The sequence below is a fragment of the Variovorax paradoxus EPS genome, from assembly GCF_000184745.1.
Taxonomy (GTDB): Bacteria; Pseudomonadota; Gammaproteobacteria; order Burkholderiales; family Burkholderiaceae_C; genus Variovorax; species Variovorax paradoxus_C.
Genome location: NC_014931.1, coordinates 1652396 through 1670705 on the forward strand (window position 1 = coordinate 1652396; position 18310 = coordinate 1670705).

The window sequence follows — 18310 nt, forward strand, 5'->3', positions numbered from 1 at the left end:
GGTTGGCCATGATCGTCCAGGATTCGCTGCCACCCCCGCCGCCGTTCTGGCACCGCCTCAACAGCTTCTTCGCCTTTCCGCTCCAGTTGCGGCCGCTGGCCTACGGCATCGTGCTGTCGTTCTGCAGCCTGCTGTTCGAGGCGATCTTCTTCCTGCCCGATGCGCTGGCATTCATCGTCATCGAGATCGGCATCATGCTGGCCGCCAGCCGCTACGGCTTCAAGATCACTGCGCTGGGCGCACGCGGCATCTGGCAGTCGTCCGAGTTCGGGCGCGAGTCGAGCGACGAGTGGACGTATCTCCCGTGGAAGCTCTTCGCCATCTCGCTGGTGCAGGGCGTCCTGATCGCGTGGCTCGCCTGGTACGAGCCGGTGCTGGGCACCGTCGCGCTGTTCGTCATGTCGTTCAGCTTCCCGGCCGCGGTGCTGGTGCTGGTGCAGTCGGGCAGTTTCTTCCAGGCGATGAACCCGGGGCATGTGTGGGATGCGATCCGCACCGTCGGCTGGCCCTATGCGCTGCTGTGCCTGTTCCTGTTCATGCTGAGCACGGGCGCGCAGATCGCCATTTCGATGGTGGTGCCGATGTTCGACGGGCGGATCATCCTGCCGATCGTCAACTTCGCGTTCATCTACTTCGGCTGGGTCATGGCGAGCCTGCTCGGCTACGTGATGTACCAGCACCACGACGCCTTCGGCATCGACGTGGTGTCCGGCGGCGGTGTGGGCGAGGGCATGCCGGTGGATCGCCGCACGCCCGCGCAGATCGCCGCGCAGCGCATCGATGCCGAGGTGGCGCAGTTCATCACCGAAGGCGACCTGGCCGCCGCGCTGGGCACCGCCTACGAGGCGCAGCGCACCGCCCCCATCGACGACCTGGCCGCGCAGCGCCGCTATTACCGGGTGCTGTCGATGATGCCGGACAAGCAGAGCACGTTGCTCGACCAGGCCAGGCGCTTCATTCCGCTGCTGATGCGGCGCGACCTGTCGTCCGAAGCGCTCAAGGTCTTCAAGGCCTGCCGCGAGAAGGACAAGGCGTTCTCGCTCGACGACGCCGTCATGGTGATCGCGATGGCGCGTGCCGAATGGCGCAACGGCGATGCGCACGCCACGCTGGCGCTGCTGTCGGGCTTCGATCGGCGCTTCCGGGGCAACGAGGCGATCCCGCAGGCCTATGAACTCGCGGCCCGCGCGCTGGTGCAGGGCCTGGGGCGCGCCGATATGGCGCAGCCCATCCTCACCACGATGGAGTCGCGCTATCCGAACAGCGAGCAGACGCAGGAAGTGCGCTGGCTGTTGCGGCCGGCGCCGGAAGCCAGCTAAAAAACTCCAAATTCCACTTCACGGCGACTGTAGCGATGCGTTGACGAAGTCACCGCACAACAAACTCTGCAAACTACTTCGCACTCTTTCTGGGTTTGTCCGCTGACGGAGGTCGGGCGACCATTGTTTGCAAAGGTGCTGGACATCCAAGCCTCAGACTTTTTGAACGATCACTCGTCAAGGTCTGTGCGTGCCCTCATCCATCTTTGCCGTTTCTCGGACCATCTCGGTTGGCAGTGCCGCCATGCCCAGTTTGCTGGGCAGCCCTGCGTTGGAATTCAAATCACTCGACGGTCGCGAGGCGCTGGGTGAACTCTTCGAATACACCGTCCGCCTGCAAACACCAGATAGCCCAGCACTTACCGAGTACGTGACAGCCAATGTTCCGGTCAAGCAACTGATCGGCAAGGAGTTCGGCATCTGCATCGAACTGGACGGCAAGGGCTTTGCGGTCCGCATGGGCGCCGGTACGCGGGAGATCAACGGCCTGGTGACCAGCGCCCGGTTCGTGCAACACGAGAACCGCCGAGGCATCTACGAAATCACTCTGCGGCCGTGGCTGGTGCTGGCTACACGTACCAGCGACTACAAGATATTCCAGAACAAGACGCCGCTGGAGATCATCGAGGAGGTCCTTGCGGACTACAACTTCCTCACTGAAAAGCGTGTCACCCATCGCTATCCCCAGCGGGTGTTCCAGGTCCAGTACGGCGAGACCGACTTCGAGTTCATCACGCGGCTGATGCAGGAGTTCTGATCTTGCCCCCGTATTTCAGGACACGGGCTATTCGCAATGTAGCGTCTGCTCGATCTGAGCAAGACGCTGGTTGGCAGCGCGATGCTGCCTGAACTCCCTGGGTGATTTCATCTTCAATGCCGAGTGCGGATGCACCTCATTGAAGTGCTCGAAGGCTGCGGCCATCTGCGCCATCACCGTTCTCGCATCGGCAAGGTCCATGCGGCTGACGTAGTCGCGCTTGAACGTGTTCACGAAGCTCTCGGCGATGCCGTTGCTCTGGGGGCTGCACACGGGCGTGTTGACTGGGCTCAGGCCCAGTTGTCGAGCGATCTGCCGGGTCTCGGCAGCGATGTAGGCGCCCCCGTTGTCCGAGAGGAACTCCAAGACGTGGGTACTGGGAACACCCTCGACGCCGCCGAAGCGCTTCTCCACGGCCTCGATGAGCATTTCGCGCACCGGCTCGCCCGGCAGCCCTTTGCCCTCCCATGCCCGATAGGCCAGGATCTCACGGTCGCAGCAGTCCTTGGTGAAGGTCGCGGTCACGGTCTGCCCCGAATCACACTTGATCTCGAAGCCGTCCGAGCACCAGCGCATGTCGCTGTGCGCGACGGCCACCTTGCCCTCATGGGGCCGGCTGGACTGGCGCCGTCTCGGCGCCTTCGGTAGCAGCAATGCATGAGCCGCCATCACGCGGTAGATGCGCTTGGCGTTCACTCGCGTCGCACCGGTGGTGGCTCGATGCCGGTTCACCAACGCGCAGGCACGCCGGTAGCCATAGGTCGGCAACTCGGTGATCTGGGCCTTGATCTCGTCGAGCAAGGCCACGTCGCTTGCAGGCGCCGTGCGTCGTGTCCGGGCGTCGATCCAGGACTCGGAGCGAGCTTGCAAGCGATGAATGTTCGAGCGCGCCAACCCAAGGGCCTGGCAGACGGCCTTCACTGGCCGTCCCCGTCCAGCAAGGGCGAGCGCGCAATCCATTTTTTTTCCGCGGCGTACTCCACAGCTTCCTTGAGGATCTCGTTCTCCAGCGTCTTCTTGCCAAGCACGCGCTGTAGCTTGGCGATCTCGGCACGAGCGGCTGCCAGTTCCGAAGCCGGCACCACAGCCTCGCCCGCCGATACAGCCGTCAGCGCCCCTTGCCGCTCCAGCTTGCGCCACTGGAACAGCAGGCTGGCGGCAACGCCTTCCTGACGTGCGACGAGCGACACGCTCATGCCAGGTTCGTAGCTTCGACGAACCAGCGCGGCCTTCTCTGCAAGGGACCAGCGCCTGCGGCGCTGGTCCCTCATGATCACTTCGACGGTATCCGTATTTCTAGTCGTACTCACAGTCCTACTCCTATCTTTAAAGATAAGCGATAGACCGTGTCCTGTCATTCAAGGGGCCAGCTCAGTTCGGCATCTACTATTTCTTCGAACACAAGGAGGGTGCCCACAGGTTGGTGCTGGTGGACGACCTGGGGGCTCACAAGAGATTCGAGAGCGAGGCCTATCACGCCATTCGCCACTACCCACCCGGGCACAAGATCGACGAGGAATACTGCAACGATTTCTGCAGCATTGAAACCCTCGAATCGGGCCAGTGGGTCACCGACGACTTCGACTTCACCAAGCCGCGCGCAAGGCTCCAGCAGACCTCCCGGATGCAGCGCAATACGGGCAACAGCACGCAGGAGATGTACAAGTGGCCGGGCGACTACAGTGAGCCGGACGAAGGCCGGGACATTGCGCGCACGCGCATGGAGGCAATAGGTGCACCCGGCAGCCGCGGGCGGGGAAGCGGCAACCTGCGGACCGTGGTGACGGGATGCACCTTCTCGCTGGTCAACTATCCGCAGGATGCGGCGAACCAGGAATATCTGGTCATCGCCAGTACCCTGCACCTGCATGAAAGCGGGCATGCCAGCGGCCAGGAAGACTACGTCTGCCACACCGATTTCGAGGTTCAACCCGCCAACAAGATCTTTCGCTCGCCGCAGACCCAGCCCAAGCCCAGCACCACGGGGCCGCAAACAGCCATCGTCACCGGCCCGAGCGGCCAGGAAATCTGGACCGACGAGTACGGCCGCATCAAGGTCAGCTTCCACTGGAACCGCTACTGCACCAAGGACGAGAACGCGTCCTGCTGGATCCGCGTCGCCTCCCCTTGGGCCGGCTCCCAGTTCGGCGGCATGCACGTGCCTCGCATCGGCCAAGAGGTCATCGTCGACTTCGAGAACGGCGACCCCGACCGACCCGTCGTCACCGGCCGTGTCTACAACCGGTTGAACATGCCGCCGAGGCAACTGCCCGGGCAGAAGAACCTCTCTGGATTTCGCAGCCGCGAGCTGAGCGCAGATGGCAGCGGCCTGGGTGCACGAGGCAACCACCTCGAACTGGACGACCATCCCGGCAAGATTCAGGCGCAACTCAAGAGCGATCATCTGAGCAGCAGTTTGAGTCTCGGGCACATCGGGCGCATCGAGGACACGGCCGGTCGCAAGGACGATCGGGGTCAAGGGGTCGAATTGCGCACCGATGGCCATGGCGCCGTCCGCGCCGCCATGGGCTTGCTGGTCACCACCGAGGCCAGGCCCAACGCGCAGGCACACATCACAGACATGGGCGAGACCATCGTCAGGCTCACGCAGGCACGCGATCTGCACGAGGGTATGAGCGAGATTGCGCAACAGGCCAAAGCGCACAAATCGGGCGATCAGGATGCCGTGACGAGGGTTCTGAAGGAGCACAACGAGGCGATCAAGGGCAAAAGAAGTGGCGCGGCGCAAGGGCAGTTCCCGGAGCTCGCCGAACCCCATCTGGTGCTCGCCAGCCCGACAGGCATTCACAGCACTGCCGGCACGACGACGCACATGGCGAGCATCGAGCACACCGCGCTGAGCAGCGGCGGGCACACCAGCATCAGCGCGGGCAAGAGCCTGTTGGCCAGCGTCAAGGACGCAGTGCGCCTGTTTGCCTACAAGGCCATTCGCCTGACGGCGGCCACGGCCGGCATCGACATCGTGGCACTGCAGGACAGCATCAAGCTCATGGCCAAGCTCGATATCAAGCTGGAGGCCAACAGGATCACCATCACCGCCAAGGAGGAGATCCTGATCAACGGGGGGAGCAGCTACACGCGCTGGAATGCCTCGGGCATCGTGCATGGCACTCAAGGTGTGTGGCTCGAGCATGCCGCTACGCACAGCTTTGCAGGGCCGGACAGCCGGACGTCCGAGATGATGAACCAGGATGTGAAGGCACCGTTCGATCAGGAGGTGATCTTTCATCACCTCGACGAGAAGAACACTCCTGCAGCCAAACAGGGTTTCAAACTCACCCGCGACGGCGAGCCGGCACCGACTCCCGGCGATCGGGCAAAGAAGAACGGCGCCGCCACGGGCACGGATGGCGCCACACGCATGCAGCGCTCTGACGGGCCAGAGGTCTACAGGCTGCGTTGGATGGGAAAAACCAAGGGCGGGAGCAAGTAATGGCGGTACAGGGCGAAGACGAAGACGCGTGGCTGGACTTCAGCTTGGGGATTGGTGGTTTTGCCGACGTAGCAGTTGTGACGACACCGGTGACGGACAAACGCAAGGTCCATGTGCGCGTGCCACCGGGCAAGCTCATTCCCATCGTGTTCCTGCCCGGCATCATGGGCAGCAACCTGCGCTTGTCCAAGGCACGGCAGGCGTTGATCAAACGCAAGGACAACCGCTCCTGGTGGCCCGACAACAAGGGCGATGCCTTGAGTCGGCGCAACGCGAGCGCTGCAGACCGGCAAATGCGCCTGGACCCGGACGAAGTCGAGGTGGATCGCTACAAGGTCACCGACAGCGTCACCGACGCCGACGCCGACCGCTTCGATGCAACGGGCAATGAGACCGTCAGTTCCGATCAGCGTCACGACAACGTTCCCGACGATCTTGGCAACATCAGCAAGCTGCTGGTGAGAGATCCTAAGGCCGACCCCGATCACCCACTGGCAAGCAACCGGCAAAGCTTCACCGCTGCGCAAAAAGCCCGGGCACGTGGCTGGAGCGAAGTGATGTTCAGCTCCTACGGCGACGTCATCAAGCGCCTGGAGCAGCAGCTCAACGACATGCTGCAAGGCCAGGGCGGGGAAGTGAAAGTCTCTCCCATCTGGTCCGACAAGAACAACCCCGAAGCACTGGTGGGCCGGGAGCCTTCGAGCTTCGGCGGCCAGAGCGGAGCCCCACTGACGGAAGACGACCTCAAGAGAATCGGCGACTGCTGGTATCCCGTGCACGCCTTTGGCTACAACTGGCTCAAAAGCAATGGTGAAGAGGCCGATTCGTTGGCGAAAAAGATCAAGAAGCTGGTGGACACCTACAACGAAAACGGATTCAACTGTCCGGGCGTCATCCTCGTGACCCACAGCATGGGAGGGCTTCTGGCGCGCGCCCTCATTCACCCGGACTACGGAAAGATCAAGAGCAAGGTATTGGGAGTCGTGCACGGCGTGATGCCGACGACCGGCGCAGCCGCGGCCTACAAGCGCATTCGCGCGGGATTCGAGGGCGGTAAGGGTTTCTGGGATGTGCCGGGAAACATCACCCAGAAGGTGCTGGGAGAAACCGGGGAGAAAGTGACGGCGGTGCTGGCCAACGCACAAGGCGGCCTGGAACTGTTGCCGGCTACGGCTTACGGCACGCAATGGCTGCATGTGCAGGACCAGGAGGGAAAGACCCTGGTCAAACTACCTCAAGCTGCCGCTGTGGATGAGATCTATACCTTGGGGACGCAGAAGTGGTGGCGGCTGATCAATCCAGATTGGATTGATCCTGCGGAACAGATAAAGATGCCTCCCAAGAAAGGTGGAAAGACCAAGGAACAGATCGGGCCGAAGGCAACGATGGAGCGCATCAAAGAGGCGATGAAATTCGCCGACGCGATCCAGGACACCTTCCATGACTGCACCTACGCGCACTATGGTCGCGACCTGTCGCAACGGCTTGGAACGAGGTGGTCTGGCGCGTCGTCGACGGCGATGCCGCTGCCGCAGGCAACCCTTTGATGTGGACGCCAGTAGAGGGCGAAAAAGGCGACGACGCCACGGGCTCCTTGCGAGTGAAAGGGGCAAATGGGGTAGCGCTGCAACTCAGGCTCCAGCCGCCCGACACGGCAGCAGATGGCACCGTGCCGGTGCAACGCAGCGCAGACAAGGTTCAAGCCAGGATCAAGTTCGTCCAGACGGGCTACGACCATCAGGGCAGCTACGAGAACAGCGGTGCCATTGCCTCGACGCTCTACGGCATCGTTCGCATTGCCAATGCCTACGACCCCGCGTGGTGGGCCAAGAAGGAGTGGGACTACCCCACGAAAGAACAGCAATGAAGGATGCAACCATGAACCCTCGTATCGAGAAACTGTTCGAACACACCAAACTGCTGTGTTTCGGGCGCTATGTGCTGACTGTTCCCGTGGATTCGCGCCTCGCCTTCGGACGCGACTTCCCGACCCTGCCCAATCGGGCCAAAGACATTGAGAAGGTGATGCAGGCCGAGCGAGCGAAGATTCTGACGGCCAACAAGACTGCCGAGATCACCTACTTCGGCAAGGGACCAGCTCCAAACACGTGGCTGATTAGGTCGTACAAGAGTGGCTCCGCAAAAGAACTTGAACTGGAAGGCTTTCGCATTTACTACGTTGCTGGGCCGCATATTTTTATGGCGACGCCACTGATAGCGGGTCAACCGAAAGGACCATTCTTCGGGATACCGTTGAGACGGCCAAGAATTTGCGCGTGCGCGAACCGGACGAGGTTCCTACCGATCAAGGCCTTTGCCACGAATACGGATTCACTTACGACGCCTCGTTCAGCAGTGCCCTCTCGCAAGTCGGCCTGCACATGGCCGCATTGCCCGATGTGGTCTTCAGCGTCGAGAGCAATCAGGCCGCAAGCACCCGGGGCAGCAACGGCGACGGCCTGCTCAAGCTGATCGGCGACCGCAAGCGCGAAGCAGGCAGCAGCTACCCCAAGCTCGCAACCTTGCGCGAGGGCAAGAAAACCGTTCACGGCTGGGCCGGTGAAGAGTCGCTCGCGCGCTACCCCGACGGAACGCAAGAATTCGAATGGCTGTTCATCGGCCAGAGCGGCAACGTCGCGCGCCCCGCGCGGCTGAATGTGACGATGCATACCAAGGTCGCATCGGATCGCGTGGGAGCGGCTGCAATCTCTTCCCTGAACGATGAAGAAGCCATTGCCTTGTGGGACAAGTTGCTCGACGGGCTCAAGTTCCGTGTGGCTGTGCCCGGCGCACCGGCCGATGCAGTGGCGATCAAATGAGGCAAGCATTGATGACCGTCAATACAACGCCAACGCGCCGACAGACATTGCTCGCATTGAGTGCGATGGCAGTTCTTCCCATCTCCTCCCGCGCCTCGCTCCCAATCATCGTCAAGTTCGTGAAGGAACCCACCAACTATCGGTGGCGGCCTGCAGGCTCCCTATGGGAGCGGGCCGCGGTACACGACCCCAACCCTCGCATTCAGTCGCCATTGTTGTGACACCCCGGCATCGCGGTTTCGATCCACCCGGTCGATGACCTTGCACGATTTTGATGATTTCCTCGAATTCAAACCAGGGAGCGATCAATGAAGAACAAGCCACAGCAGAGATCGCTCAATCACATCCGTTCGCCTTTTAGGGATCGCGAAGTCTATGTACTCGCAATGCTCTACGAGTCGCAGTGTCTCTATGTCACTGAAGTCGTTCCCGAGGGCGAGGCACTGTTGTGCTTTCTGTCGTTGATCGATGCGCACATCGAGGGGCCTTTCGGACAAAGCAGGGGCAAGGTCTGCAGTACCGCGTGATGCCGGGCTCGACTGTCCCCATCGGCAGACTCATGGTGCCCACCGGCCTGCTGGTGGCCAGTTTGCATCTGGCCTGGCTGACGCAAAACAGACGGCTGATGGTGCGCCCGAGCGGTACGCCATGCCAATATTTACGTTCATTGGTTCTTGTGCCAATCCCATCGGAACCCTGCACATTCGAGGTGGACGATAGCTCGTTGGCTATCGTGGATCGCCTGCACGAATCCGACGGACTTTTTTCATGGCGCGAGATAAACGATACGCCCTGGAGTTGGGATCCTGCGGGGCTCTACAAGCTCGCCGAACGGGCGGTTCGTTCGTCGCAGGCATTCGTTCACCCGGGAGGTGCGATCGACAACTGCGAATTTGGACTCTTCGATCCAGAGTTCGAGCAGTGGCACTTCGTTTCGAGCACGGATGGCGTATGAAGCTGCACGCGGCACATCACCCACCTGCGCATGCGACCCCCCTCGGCTAGCCGTTCCCGTCCGCGCCCTCGCTCCAGCCGCCGCCCAGCGTCCTGTAGATCGTGAGCCGGTTGGTCTGCTCGGTGAGCTGCAGGCCGATCAGCGTCTGCTGCGCCGCGTAGTGCGCGCGCTGCGCATCCAGCACATCAAGGAAGCTCGTCGCGCCGCTCCTGAAGAGCGACTGCGACAACTCGAAGCTGCGCGAGGTCGCGCCCAGCAGCGAGCGCTGCGCATCGAGCCGTTCGGCCAGCGTGCGGCGCTCGGCCAGCGCGTCGGCCACTTCGCGGAAGGCCGTCTGCACGGTCTTCTCGTAGGTCGCGAGCTGGATCTTCTGCTGCGCCTCGGCCACCTTCAGGTTCGAGCGGTTCGCGCCGCCGTCGAAGATCGGCACGCTCACCGAAGGCGCAAAGCTCCATGCCTTGCTGCCGCTGGTGAACAGGCCCGAGAGCGTGCTGCTTGCCGTGCCCGCCGACGCCGTGAGCGCGATGCGCGGAAAGAAGGCGGCGCGCGCCGCGCCGATGTCGGCGTTGCTTGCGCGAAGGGCGTGCTCGGCGGCGCGGACGTCGGGGCGCTGCTGCAGCACGCTCGACGAGAGGCCGGCCGGTGGCACGAGCAGTTGCGCGGCTTCGGTCGTCGCCGTGGTCGGCAGCAGTTCGGCCGGCGGCGTGGTGCCGACCAGCAGGGTGAGCGCGTTGCGGTCCTGTTCCACCAGGCTGTCGAACGCGGCTGCATCGGCCCGCGCGGCTTCGACTGTGCTTTGCGACTGCGCGAGGGCCAGCCCCGATTGCGAGCCCAGCGCATGGCTGCGCTGGATCAGGTCGTAGGACTTGCGCTGGCTCTCCAGCGTGCTGCGCGCGAGCGCCAGGCGCTGCTCGTCCGCGGCCAGTTGCAGCCAGGCCGTGGCCACGGACGCCACCAAGCTGATCTGCGTGCTGCGCCGGGTTTCCTCGGTCTGGAAGTAGCTCTGCAGCGCCGATTCGCTGAGGTTGCGCACGCGCCCGAACAGGTCGAGTTCGTAGGCTGTCATGCCGAGGTCGGCGCTGTACTGCGAGGAGATGCGCGCTTCGCCGCTGGTCGAGAGGCTGCCCGGCGTGCGCGAGCGGCTGCCGCCTGCGCCGGCCTCGACGGTCGGAAACAGGCCCGCGCGCGCAATGCCGTACTGGGCGCGTGCGCGCTCGATGTTGAGCGCCGCCACGCGCAGGTCGCGGTTGTTGGCGAGCGCGAGTTCGATCACGCCCTGCAGCTGCTTGTCGACGAAGAAATCGCGCCAGCTCACGTCGAGCGGCGTGGCCGTGGCGAGGCCGCCCGAAGGCAAGGCCTGCGGCACCGGCGAGGCCGGTGTTTCGTACGCCGGCGCGAGGTTGATGCAGCCCGAGAGCACGGCCGAAGCCATGGCCGCGCAGGCCAGTGCGCGCAGCGGAAAGCGGGAGAGGGATGTGCGCCGCATCAGTGGCCTCCCTGTTCCGCGGTGGTCGCCGGCAATGCGTCCGTCACTTCGGCCTTCGCCGGCTTACGCCTTCCCTCCAGCCACCCGCGGATCAGCGCGAAGAACAGCGGCACGAAGAAGATGCCGAGCGCGGTGCCCACCACCATGCCGCCCAGCACCGCGGTGCCGATCGACTGGCGGCCGCCCGCGCCCGCGCCGGTGCCGATGGCCAGCGGCAGCACGCCGAAGCCGAACGCCAGCGAGGTCATCAGGATGGGCCGCAGCCGCAGGCGCACCGCTTCCAGCGTCGCCTCGATCACGCCCTTGCCCTGCTCCTGCAACTGCTTGGCGAACTCCACGATCAGGATCGCGTTCTTCGACGAGAGCCCCACCGTCGTCAGCAGGCCGACCTGGAAGTACACGTCGTTGCTCAGGCCCCGAAAGCTGGTGAACAGCAGCGCGCCCACGATGCCCAGCGGCACCACCAGGATCACCGAGAACGGCACCGACCAGCTCTCGTACAGCGCCGCGAGGCACAGGAACACGAAGAGGATCGAGATCGCGTAGAGCACAGGCGCCTGCGCGCCCGAGAGCCGCTCCTGGAAAGACGCGCCGGTCCATTCGTAGCCGATGCCGGCGGGCATCTGCTTCATCACCTCGTCTACCGCGGCCATGGCGTCGCCCGAGCTCACGCCCGGCGCGGCATCGCCCACGAACTCGTAGCTCGGGCTGCCGTTGTAGCGCTGCAGCTGCGGCGAGCCGTAGGTCCAGCGCGAACTCGAGAACGCGGGGAACGGCACCATCTGCCCGAGGCTGTTGCGAACGCTCCAGCGATCGATGTCGGCGGGCAGCATGCGAAAGGCGGTGTCGCCCTGCATGTACACGCGCTTCACGCGGCCGTTGTCCAGGAAGTCGTTGATGTAGGTGCCGCCCATCGCGCTGGAGAGCGTGCTGTCGATGTCGGCCGTGGCGAGGCTCGCCGCGCCGGCGCGTGCATCGTCGATGTCCACCGCGAACTGCGGCGTGTCGTCCAGGTTGTTGCTGCGCACGTTCACGACCACGTCGGAGCGCTTGGAGAGCAGCTCGATGGCCTGGTCGCGTGCCTTCACCAGCGCGTCGTGGCCGAGGCCGTTGATGTCCTTCAGGTGGAAGTTGAAGCCCGCGTTGGCGCCCAGCCCGCGCACCGCCGGCGGCAGCAGCACGAACACGCGCGCATCGCGGATGGTCGAAAGGTCCTTGTTGGCGCGGCGCGCGAGCGCGGCGGCCGATTGCCCGTCGCCTTCGCGCTCGGCCCAGTCCTTGAGTTTCACGAAGGCGCGCGCCGAACTCTGGTCGCCGTTCTGCCCGGTGATGACGTTCACGCTCACCACCTCGGGTTGCTTGGTGAAGTAGTCCTGCATCTGCGTGACCACCGGCTGCAGACGCGCGTCCGAGGCGCCCGGCGGCAGCGTCACCTGCACCTGCAAAAAGGCCTGGTCCTCGTCGGGCAGGAAGGAGGTGGGCAGGCGCATGAACAGCACCGCCATCGCGGCCGCGATCAGCAGGTACACCACAAGGCTGCGCTTGCCGCGCCGCACGATGCCGCCCACCACGCCCTGGTAGCGGTCGGCGCCCTTGTCGAAGTTGCGGTTGAAGCCCGCGAAGAAGCGGTCGACCGCGCCCAGCACGCCGCGTCGGGCCACCGCGTGCTGGCCCTTGGCCACGGGCTTGAGCAGCGTCGCGCACAGCGCCGGCGTGAGCGTGAGCGCCACGAACACCGACAGCGCCATCGCCGAGACGATGGTGATCGAGAACTGCCGGTAGATCACGCCGGTCGAGCCGCCGAAGAAGGCCATCGGGATGAACACCGCCGACAGCACCAGCGCGATGCCCACGAGCGCGGGCGTGATCTCGGCCATCGACTTGCGCGTGGCCTCCTTGGGCGAGAGGCCTTCTTCATGCATCACGCGCTCGACGTTTTCCACCACCACGATGGCGTCGTCCACCAAAAGGCCGATGGCCAGCACCATGCCGAACATGGTGAGCGTGTTGATCGAATAGCCGGCCATGGAGAGCACGCCGAAGGTGCCCAGCAGCACCACCGGCACCGCAATGGCCGGGATCAGCGTCGCGCGGAAGTTCTGCAGAAAGACGTACATCACCAGCACGACCAGCAGCATGGCCTCGGCCAGCGCCTTCACCACCTCGTCGATGGACGCGCTCACGAAGGGCGTGGTGTCATAGCTCACGAAGGTCTGCAGCTGGTTCGGAAAGAGCGGCTGCAGCTCGGCCACCTTGGCCTTCACCGCCTCGGCCACCTGCACCGCGTTGGCGCCGTCGGCCAGCACCACGCCCAGGCCCGCGCCGGGACGGCCGCCGAGCTGCGAGCGCACAGTGAGGTTCTCGGCGCCAAGCTCGACGCGCGCCACGTCGCGCAGGCGCACCACAGCGCCGTCGGGCGTGGCGCGCAGCACCACGTTCTCGAACTGCGAAACCGTCTGCAGCTTGCTGCGCGCGGTGATGGTGGCGTTGAGCTGCTGCTGCGCGCCGGCGGGCAGTGCGCCCAACTGGCCGGCCGAGACCTGCGCGTTCTGCGCGGTGATGGCGTTGCCCACATCCGAGGGCATCAGCGCGTACTTGCGCAACTTGTCGGGGTCGAGCCAGAGGCGCATCGCGTAGCCGGTGCCCAGTGTCTGCACCTCGCCCACGCCGTCGATGCGGCTGATCACGTCGACCAGGTTGCTGCTGATGTAGTCGCCCACGTCCACCGCGGAAGCGCTGCCGTCGCCCGAGTACATCGAGACGATCAGCAGGAAGTCGTTGCCGCCCTTGGTGACGGTGACGCCGCGGCTTTGCACCTGCTGCGGCAGGCGCGACATGGCCTGCTGCAGCTTGTTCTGCACCTGCATCTGGGCCACGTCGATGTTGGTGCCCGCGTTGAAGGTGAGCGACAGGCGCGCCACGCCCGAGGAGTTGCTGGTCGACTGCATGTAGAGCAGGTTGTCCAGCCCCTTCATCTGTTGCTCGATGACCTGGGTGACCGAGTCTTCGACCGTCTTGGCCGAGGCGCCGGTGTAGGTGGCGTTGATCGACACGCGCGGTGGCGCGATGTCGGGGTATTGCTCCAGAGGCAGCGTGCGGATCGCCATCAACCCCGCGAGCATGACGACGATGGAGAGCACCCACGCGAAGATGGGGCGGTCGATGAAGAACTGGGCCATGGCGTGGCCTCAGCGCGCGAGCGTTGCTGAAGCGGCGTCGGGCTTGGCGATGGCCACCGGGCTTGTGACCGGCTTCGCGCCGAGATCGACCACGCGCACCTTGTCGCCGACCTTCACGCGCTGCGAGCCTTCCATCATCACGCGGTCGCCCGCTGCGAGGCCGTCGAGCACCTGCCATTGCGTGCCGACCGCGCGGCCCACGGTGATCGGGCGTTTGGCGACCTTGTTCTCGATGTCGATCACCAGCGCCGAGGCGCTGCCGTCCGGCGCGCGCGTGACGGCCTGCTGCGGCACCAGCAGCGCGGCCTGGTTCACGCCTTCCTGCAGCACCGCGCGCACGTACATGCCGGGCATCAGCAGCCGGTCGGGGTTGGGAACCACCGCACGCAGCGTGACGCTGCCGGTGCCCGCATCGACCGTGACGCCGCTGAAGGTCAGGCGCCCGGCATGCGGGTACTTGCTGCCGTCTTCGAGCAGCAGCTGGATGCTCGCCTCGGCATTGTTCGCGCGCTGCAGCCGGCCGCTGGCGAGTTCGCGCTTCAGGCGCAAGAGCTCGCTGCTCGACTGCGTGACATGCACATGGATCGGATCGAGCTGCTGCACGGTGGTCATGGCCGCCGCCTGGTTGGCTGTGACCAGCGCGCCCGGGGTCACGGTCGAGAGTTCGGCCCAGCCGGTGATCGGCGAGGTGATGCGCGTGTAGCCCAACTGGATGCGCGCGGTCTGCTCGGCCGCGCGGGCCACGCCGAGGTCGGCTTCGGCCTGCTGCTCGGCGGCCTGCGATTCGTCGAACACCTGGCGGCTGATGGCGTCGATCTTCACCAGCTCGGAGTTGCGCTTGGCCACCGTGCGGGCCGTGGCCAGAGCCGATTCGGCCTTGCGCACGCTGGCCTGCGCGCTCGCATGGGCTGCCTGCAGCGAGGCCGGGTCGAGCTGGTAGAGCACCTGTCCGGCCTTGACCTGCGAGCCTTCTGTAAAGAGCCGTTCCTTGAGGATGCCGCCGACCTGCGGGCGGATCTCGGCGATGACCGGCGCGGCGGTGCGGCCGGGGAGTTCGGTGCTCAGGGCGAGGGGCTCGTGCTTCAGGGTGACGGCGCCGACTTCCTTTTCTGGTGCGGCGGCGGCCGCCTTGGCGGTGCCGGGCGCCTCCACGCTGGTGCGTGAACACCCTGCGAGCGCGGCGATGGCCAGGGCTGTAACAAGCAGGGCGAAGCGGGAGCGGGTGTGGTCAGGCATGAATCAGGCAACGGAAGTAGGAAAAAGCTCCAGATGGAGCGAGCGGGCAGCCTCAAGTTCAACGAGGCGCGGGCGCAAGGGCCGGCTTTACACGCGAGACGCAGCAATTGCAGTGCCTGCAATGCCCATGGTGTCAGCGGCGGTCTACAGGGGCATGACAACCCCCAGGGGATCGTCGCGATTTCAGGCGCGCTGCAGGGCGCGCGTGACCATGTCGTTGGGCGCGAGCCGCAGCAGGTGCGGCAAGAGGCCGATCGCCTTCTCGCGCTCGCCCGCGTGCAGCAGGCCGTTGGCGCACACCGAGAGCGTGTCGGCCAGCTGCGGATGGTCAGGCGCCGTCTTCAGCAGGATGCGGCACAGCATGTCGGCATCGCCGAACTCGCGGATGCGCGCGAACCGGCGCGCGAGCCGCGCCATGTCGTCGGGCTTCAGGCGCAGGCCCGGCTTGGCCTGGTCGAGGTAGGTACGGTAGCTGGCGTGCTGCAGGGCGATCGTCTCGGCATCGGTCGCGGGCAGGCGGAAGATGCGGCGCGCGGCCTGGTGGAAGTCTTCGCTCGCGGGCTGCAGGCGCGCGGTGTTGAACCAGGCGCGCAGCGTGTCGGTGTCGCCGGGGTGCAGCGCCGCGGCGGCACGCCATTCGGCGGCGGCCTGCTCGAACTTCATCGCGGCACCCAGCCGACGGGCAGCGGCCACGTGCGCATCGAAGCGGTCGTCGTCGTTCACCATTTCCGACTTCACCGTCTCGGGCGTCTTCACGCGGCCGAGCAGCATGGCGCCGGCCATCAGCGCGGCGCCGGTGAGCAGTCCACCCAAATGCGCCATGTAGGCAACGCCTTCGTCGGCGAGCCAGTGCTGCATCAGTTCGTTGACGATCCAGGCCGGCAGCAGGAGCAGGGCCGGTGCGCTGACGTAGTTGAAATAGAAGAACAGCTGGTAGAAAAAGCGGATGCGCCGCAGCCGATACATCACCGCGTACATGCCCATCAGCGCCGAGACCCCGCCCGAGGCGCCCAGCCCATAGGAGCCCTTGCCCGCGTAGGCCCAGGCGGCCAGCGCCGAGGCGCCCACGCAGCCCAGCAGGTAAAACGTGAGGTAGGTGCTGCGGCCCAGGGCCAGCTCGACCGAGGCGCCGAACAGGAAGAGGAACAGCATGTTGCCCAGCAGGTGGCCGGTGCTGCCGTGCAGGAAGGCCGAGGTGATGAGCGTCCAGGGCTTGCTGAACCCGGCGTCCTTGCCGTAGTCCTGCGCCCAGCGCTCGGTGAAGGGGGCGGGCAGCATCGACTCGTACTGCTGGCGGTCGCGCTTCCACTCGGCGTACTGCGGATGGGTGGGCGTGATGATCTCTTCGGCCTTCAGCTTCTTCTGGAAGGCCCGGTCGTGTTTCATGGCCTGGATCAACTGCTCGTAGGCCTCGGCCTTCAACATGCGCTCGCCCAGCTTGCCGCGCTTCGCGTCGGTCTTCTTCAGCCACTCCACGAAGGGCGGCAGTTCCAGCGCGGGCAGCGCGCTCTTCACGTAGTACTGGCCAGCGCGCTCGCGGCCGTTCTCTTCGCTGGTCTGCGGCCCCCACCAGACGATCATGTTGACGAGGATCAGCAGCACCGTCAGCCACGGTGGATTGCGCCAGCTCGGTTTGTTCTCGAGCGGGATGGCGTAGAACACGGTGGGGCGGCCGGTTGCTGCTGCTGATGCGGTGCCGCGATCAGCCCAGGCGCTTGCGGTGGCGCGCGATCTGCGCCTTCACCTGCGCAGGCGCGGTGCCGCCGAGGATGTTGCGTGCGTTCAGCGAGCCGCGCAGGCTCAGCACGTCGTACACGTCCTTCTCGATGTTCGGGTTGAACTGCTGCAGCACCGCGAGCGGCAGCTCGGCGAGGTCGACCTTGTGCGACGTCGCCGCCTTCACGGCGTGCGCGACGGTTTCGTGCGCGTCGCGGAAGGGCAGGCCCTTCTTCACGAGGTAGTCGGCCAGGTCGGTGGCGGTGGCGTAGCCGCGCAACGCCGCGGCTTCCATTGCCTCGGGCTTCACGGTGATGCCGCCGATCATCTCGGCAAAGATGCGCAGGGTGTCCTTGAGCGTGTCGACGGTGTCGAACAGCGGCTCCTTGTCTTCCTGGTTGTCCTTGTTGTAGGCCAGCGGCTGGCCCTTCATGAGCGTGATGAGCGCCATCAGGTGGCCGACCACGCGGCCGGTCTTGCCGCGCGCCAGCTCAGGCACGTCGGGGTTCTTCTTCTGCGGCATGATCGACGAGCCGGTCGTGAAGCGGTCGGCGATCTGGATGAAGCCGAAGTTCTGGCTCATCCACAGGATGAGTTCTTCGCTCATGCGGCTGATGTGCACCATGCACAGGCTCGCCGCGGCGGTGAATTCGATCGCGAAGTCGCGGTCGCTCACGGCATCCAGGCTGTTCTGGCAGACGCCGTCCATGTTCAGGGTCTTCGCGACCAGTTCGCGGTCGAGCGGGTAGCTGGTGCCGGCAAGGGCGGCGGCGCCCAGCGGCAGGCGGTTGACGCGCTTGCGCACCTCGCCCATGCGCTCGGCATCGCGGCTGAACATTTCCACGTACGCCAGCATGTGGTGGCCAAAGCTCACCGGCTGGGCCACCTGCAGGTGGGTGAAGCCGGGGAGGATCACCTCGACGTTCTTCTCGGCGATGTCCACCAGGGCCTTCTGCAGTTCGGTGAGCAGGTCGCCGATGAGGTCGATCTCGCCGCGCAGCCAGAGGCGCACGTCGGTGGCGACCTGGTCGTTGCGGCTGCGGCCGGTGTGCAGGCGCTTGCCGGCGTCGCCGACGAGCTGCGTGAGGCGCGCCTCGATGTTCAGGTGCACGTCTTCCAGGTCGAGCTTCCACTCGAAGGCACCGGATTCGATTTCGCTGCGAATCTGCGCCATCCCACGCTCGATTTCGGCGTGGTCCTGCTTCTGGATGATCCCTTGGGCGGCGAGCATGCCGGCATGGGCGAGGGAGCCCTCGATGTCGGCCTGCCAGAGGCGCTTGTCGAAGAAGACGCTGGAGGTGTAGCGCTTCACCAGGTCGCTCATCGGTTCGGAGAAAAGGGCCGACCAGGCTTCGGATTTCTTGTCGAGTTGGTTTTGGGTCATGGGAG

The 18310-nt window shown here is 64.9% G+C and carries 14 protein-coding genes; 8 read left to right on the plus strand and 6 right to left on the minus strand.

Going from position 1 to position 18310, the window contains the following annotated elements:
* Positions 1-8 precede the first annotated feature (8 nt).
* On the plus strand, positions 9-1319 hold the full coding sequence (locus VARPA_RS07445) for a DUF4013 domain-containing protein (RefSeq protein WP_013539946.1): 1311 nt from the start codon (positions 9-11) through the stop codon (positions 1317-1319).
* 190 nt (positions 1320-1509) lie between these two features.
* Complete coding sequence (locus VARPA_RS07450; protein ID WP_167330537.1) at positions 1510-2076, plus strand: contractile injection system protein, VgrG/Pvc8 family; 567 nt, start codon at positions 1510-1512, stop codon at positions 2074-2076.
* 27 nt (positions 2077-2103) lie between these two features.
* Here VARPA_RS07450 and VARPA_RS07455 read toward each other — a convergent pair.
* A protein-coding gene (locus tag VARPA_RS07455; RefSeq protein ID WP_086011057.1) for an IS3 family transposase occupies positions 2104-3347 on the minus strand; the annotation gives its coding sequence in 2 pieces (ribosomal slippage) (positions 2104-3050 and positions 3050-3347; 1245 coding nt in all).
* A 110-nt stretch (positions 3348-3457) separates the two neighbouring features.
* Between VARPA_RS07455 and VARPA_RS07465 the strand changes: the two genes are divergently transcribed.
* From VARPA_RS07465 to VARPA_RS30120, 6 genes are all read left to right on the plus strand, one after another.
* Positions 3458-5530, plus strand: coding sequence for a type VI secretion system Vgr family protein (locus VARPA_RS07465; RefSeq protein WP_268741653.1), 2073 nt, complete (start codon positions 3458-3460; stop codon positions 5528-5530).
* Positions 5530-7077 (plus strand): esterase/lipase family protein, encoded by a 1548-nt coding sequence (locus tag VARPA_RS07470; RefSeq protein WP_013539949.1) that lies wholly within the window; start codon positions 5530-5532, stop codon positions 7075-7077. The genes VARPA_RS07465 and VARPA_RS07470 overlap by 1 nt, the downstream gene beginning before the upstream one ends.
* Complete coding sequence (locus VARPA_RS31570; RefSeq protein WP_080559363.1) at positions 7077-7397, plus strand: hypothetical protein; 321 nt, start codon at positions 7077-7079, stop codon at positions 7395-7397. Before VARPA_RS07470 ends, VARPA_RS31570 begins: the two co-directional genes overlap by 1 nt.
* Before the next feature lie 409 nt (positions 7398-7806).
* Entirely contained in the window at positions 7807-8349 is a 543-nt protein-coding gene (locus VARPA_RS31575) for a T6SS immunity protein Tli4 family protein (RefSeq protein WP_234974972.1), read from the plus strand.
* Between the two features lie 308 nt (positions 8350-8657).
* Positions 8658-8876: a hypothetical protein gene (locus tag VARPA_RS07480; protein WP_041942812.1), complete on the plus strand. Its 219-nt coding sequence runs from the start codon at positions 8658-8660 to the stop codon at positions 8874-8876.
* 32 nt (positions 8877-8908) lie between these two features.
* Entirely contained in the window at positions 8909-9304 is a 396-nt protein-coding gene (locus tag VARPA_RS30120; RefSeq protein WP_144298952.1) for a hypothetical protein, read from the plus strand.
* 46 nt (positions 9305-9350) lie between these two features.
* Here VARPA_RS30120 and VARPA_RS07490 read toward each other — a convergent pair whose 3' ends face one another.
* From VARPA_RS07490 to argH, 5 genes are all read right to left on the minus strand, one after another.
* On the minus strand, positions 9351-10790 hold the full coding sequence (locus tag VARPA_RS07490; protein ID WP_013539951.1) for an efflux transporter outer membrane subunit: 1440 nt from the start codon (positions 10788-10790) through the stop codon (positions 9351-9353).
* A complete protein-coding gene (locus tag VARPA_RS07495) occupies positions 10790-13969 on the minus strand; it encodes an efflux RND transporter permease subunit (protein ID WP_013539952.1) in 3180 nt (1059 codons plus the stop codon). Before VARPA_RS07495 ends, VARPA_RS07490 begins: the two co-directional genes overlap by 1 nt.
* Positions 13970-13978: 9 nt before the next feature.
* Positions 13979-15205, minus strand: coding sequence for an efflux RND transporter periplasmic adaptor subunit (locus VARPA_RS07500; RefSeq protein WP_013539953.1), 1227 nt, complete (start codon positions 15203-15205; stop codon positions 13979-13981).
* Between the two features lie 183 nt (positions 15206-15388).
* Positions 15389-16867, minus strand: coding sequence for a rhomboid family protein (locus VARPA_RS07505; protein WP_013539954.1), 1479 nt, complete (start codon positions 16865-16867; stop codon positions 15389-15391).
* Between the two features lie 40 nt (positions 16868-16907).
* A complete protein-coding gene (gene argH, locus VARPA_RS07510) occupies positions 16908-18305 on the minus strand; it encodes an argininosuccinate lyase (protein WP_013539955.1) in 1398 nt (465 codons plus the stop codon).
* Positions 18306-18310 lie beyond the last annotated feature (5 nt).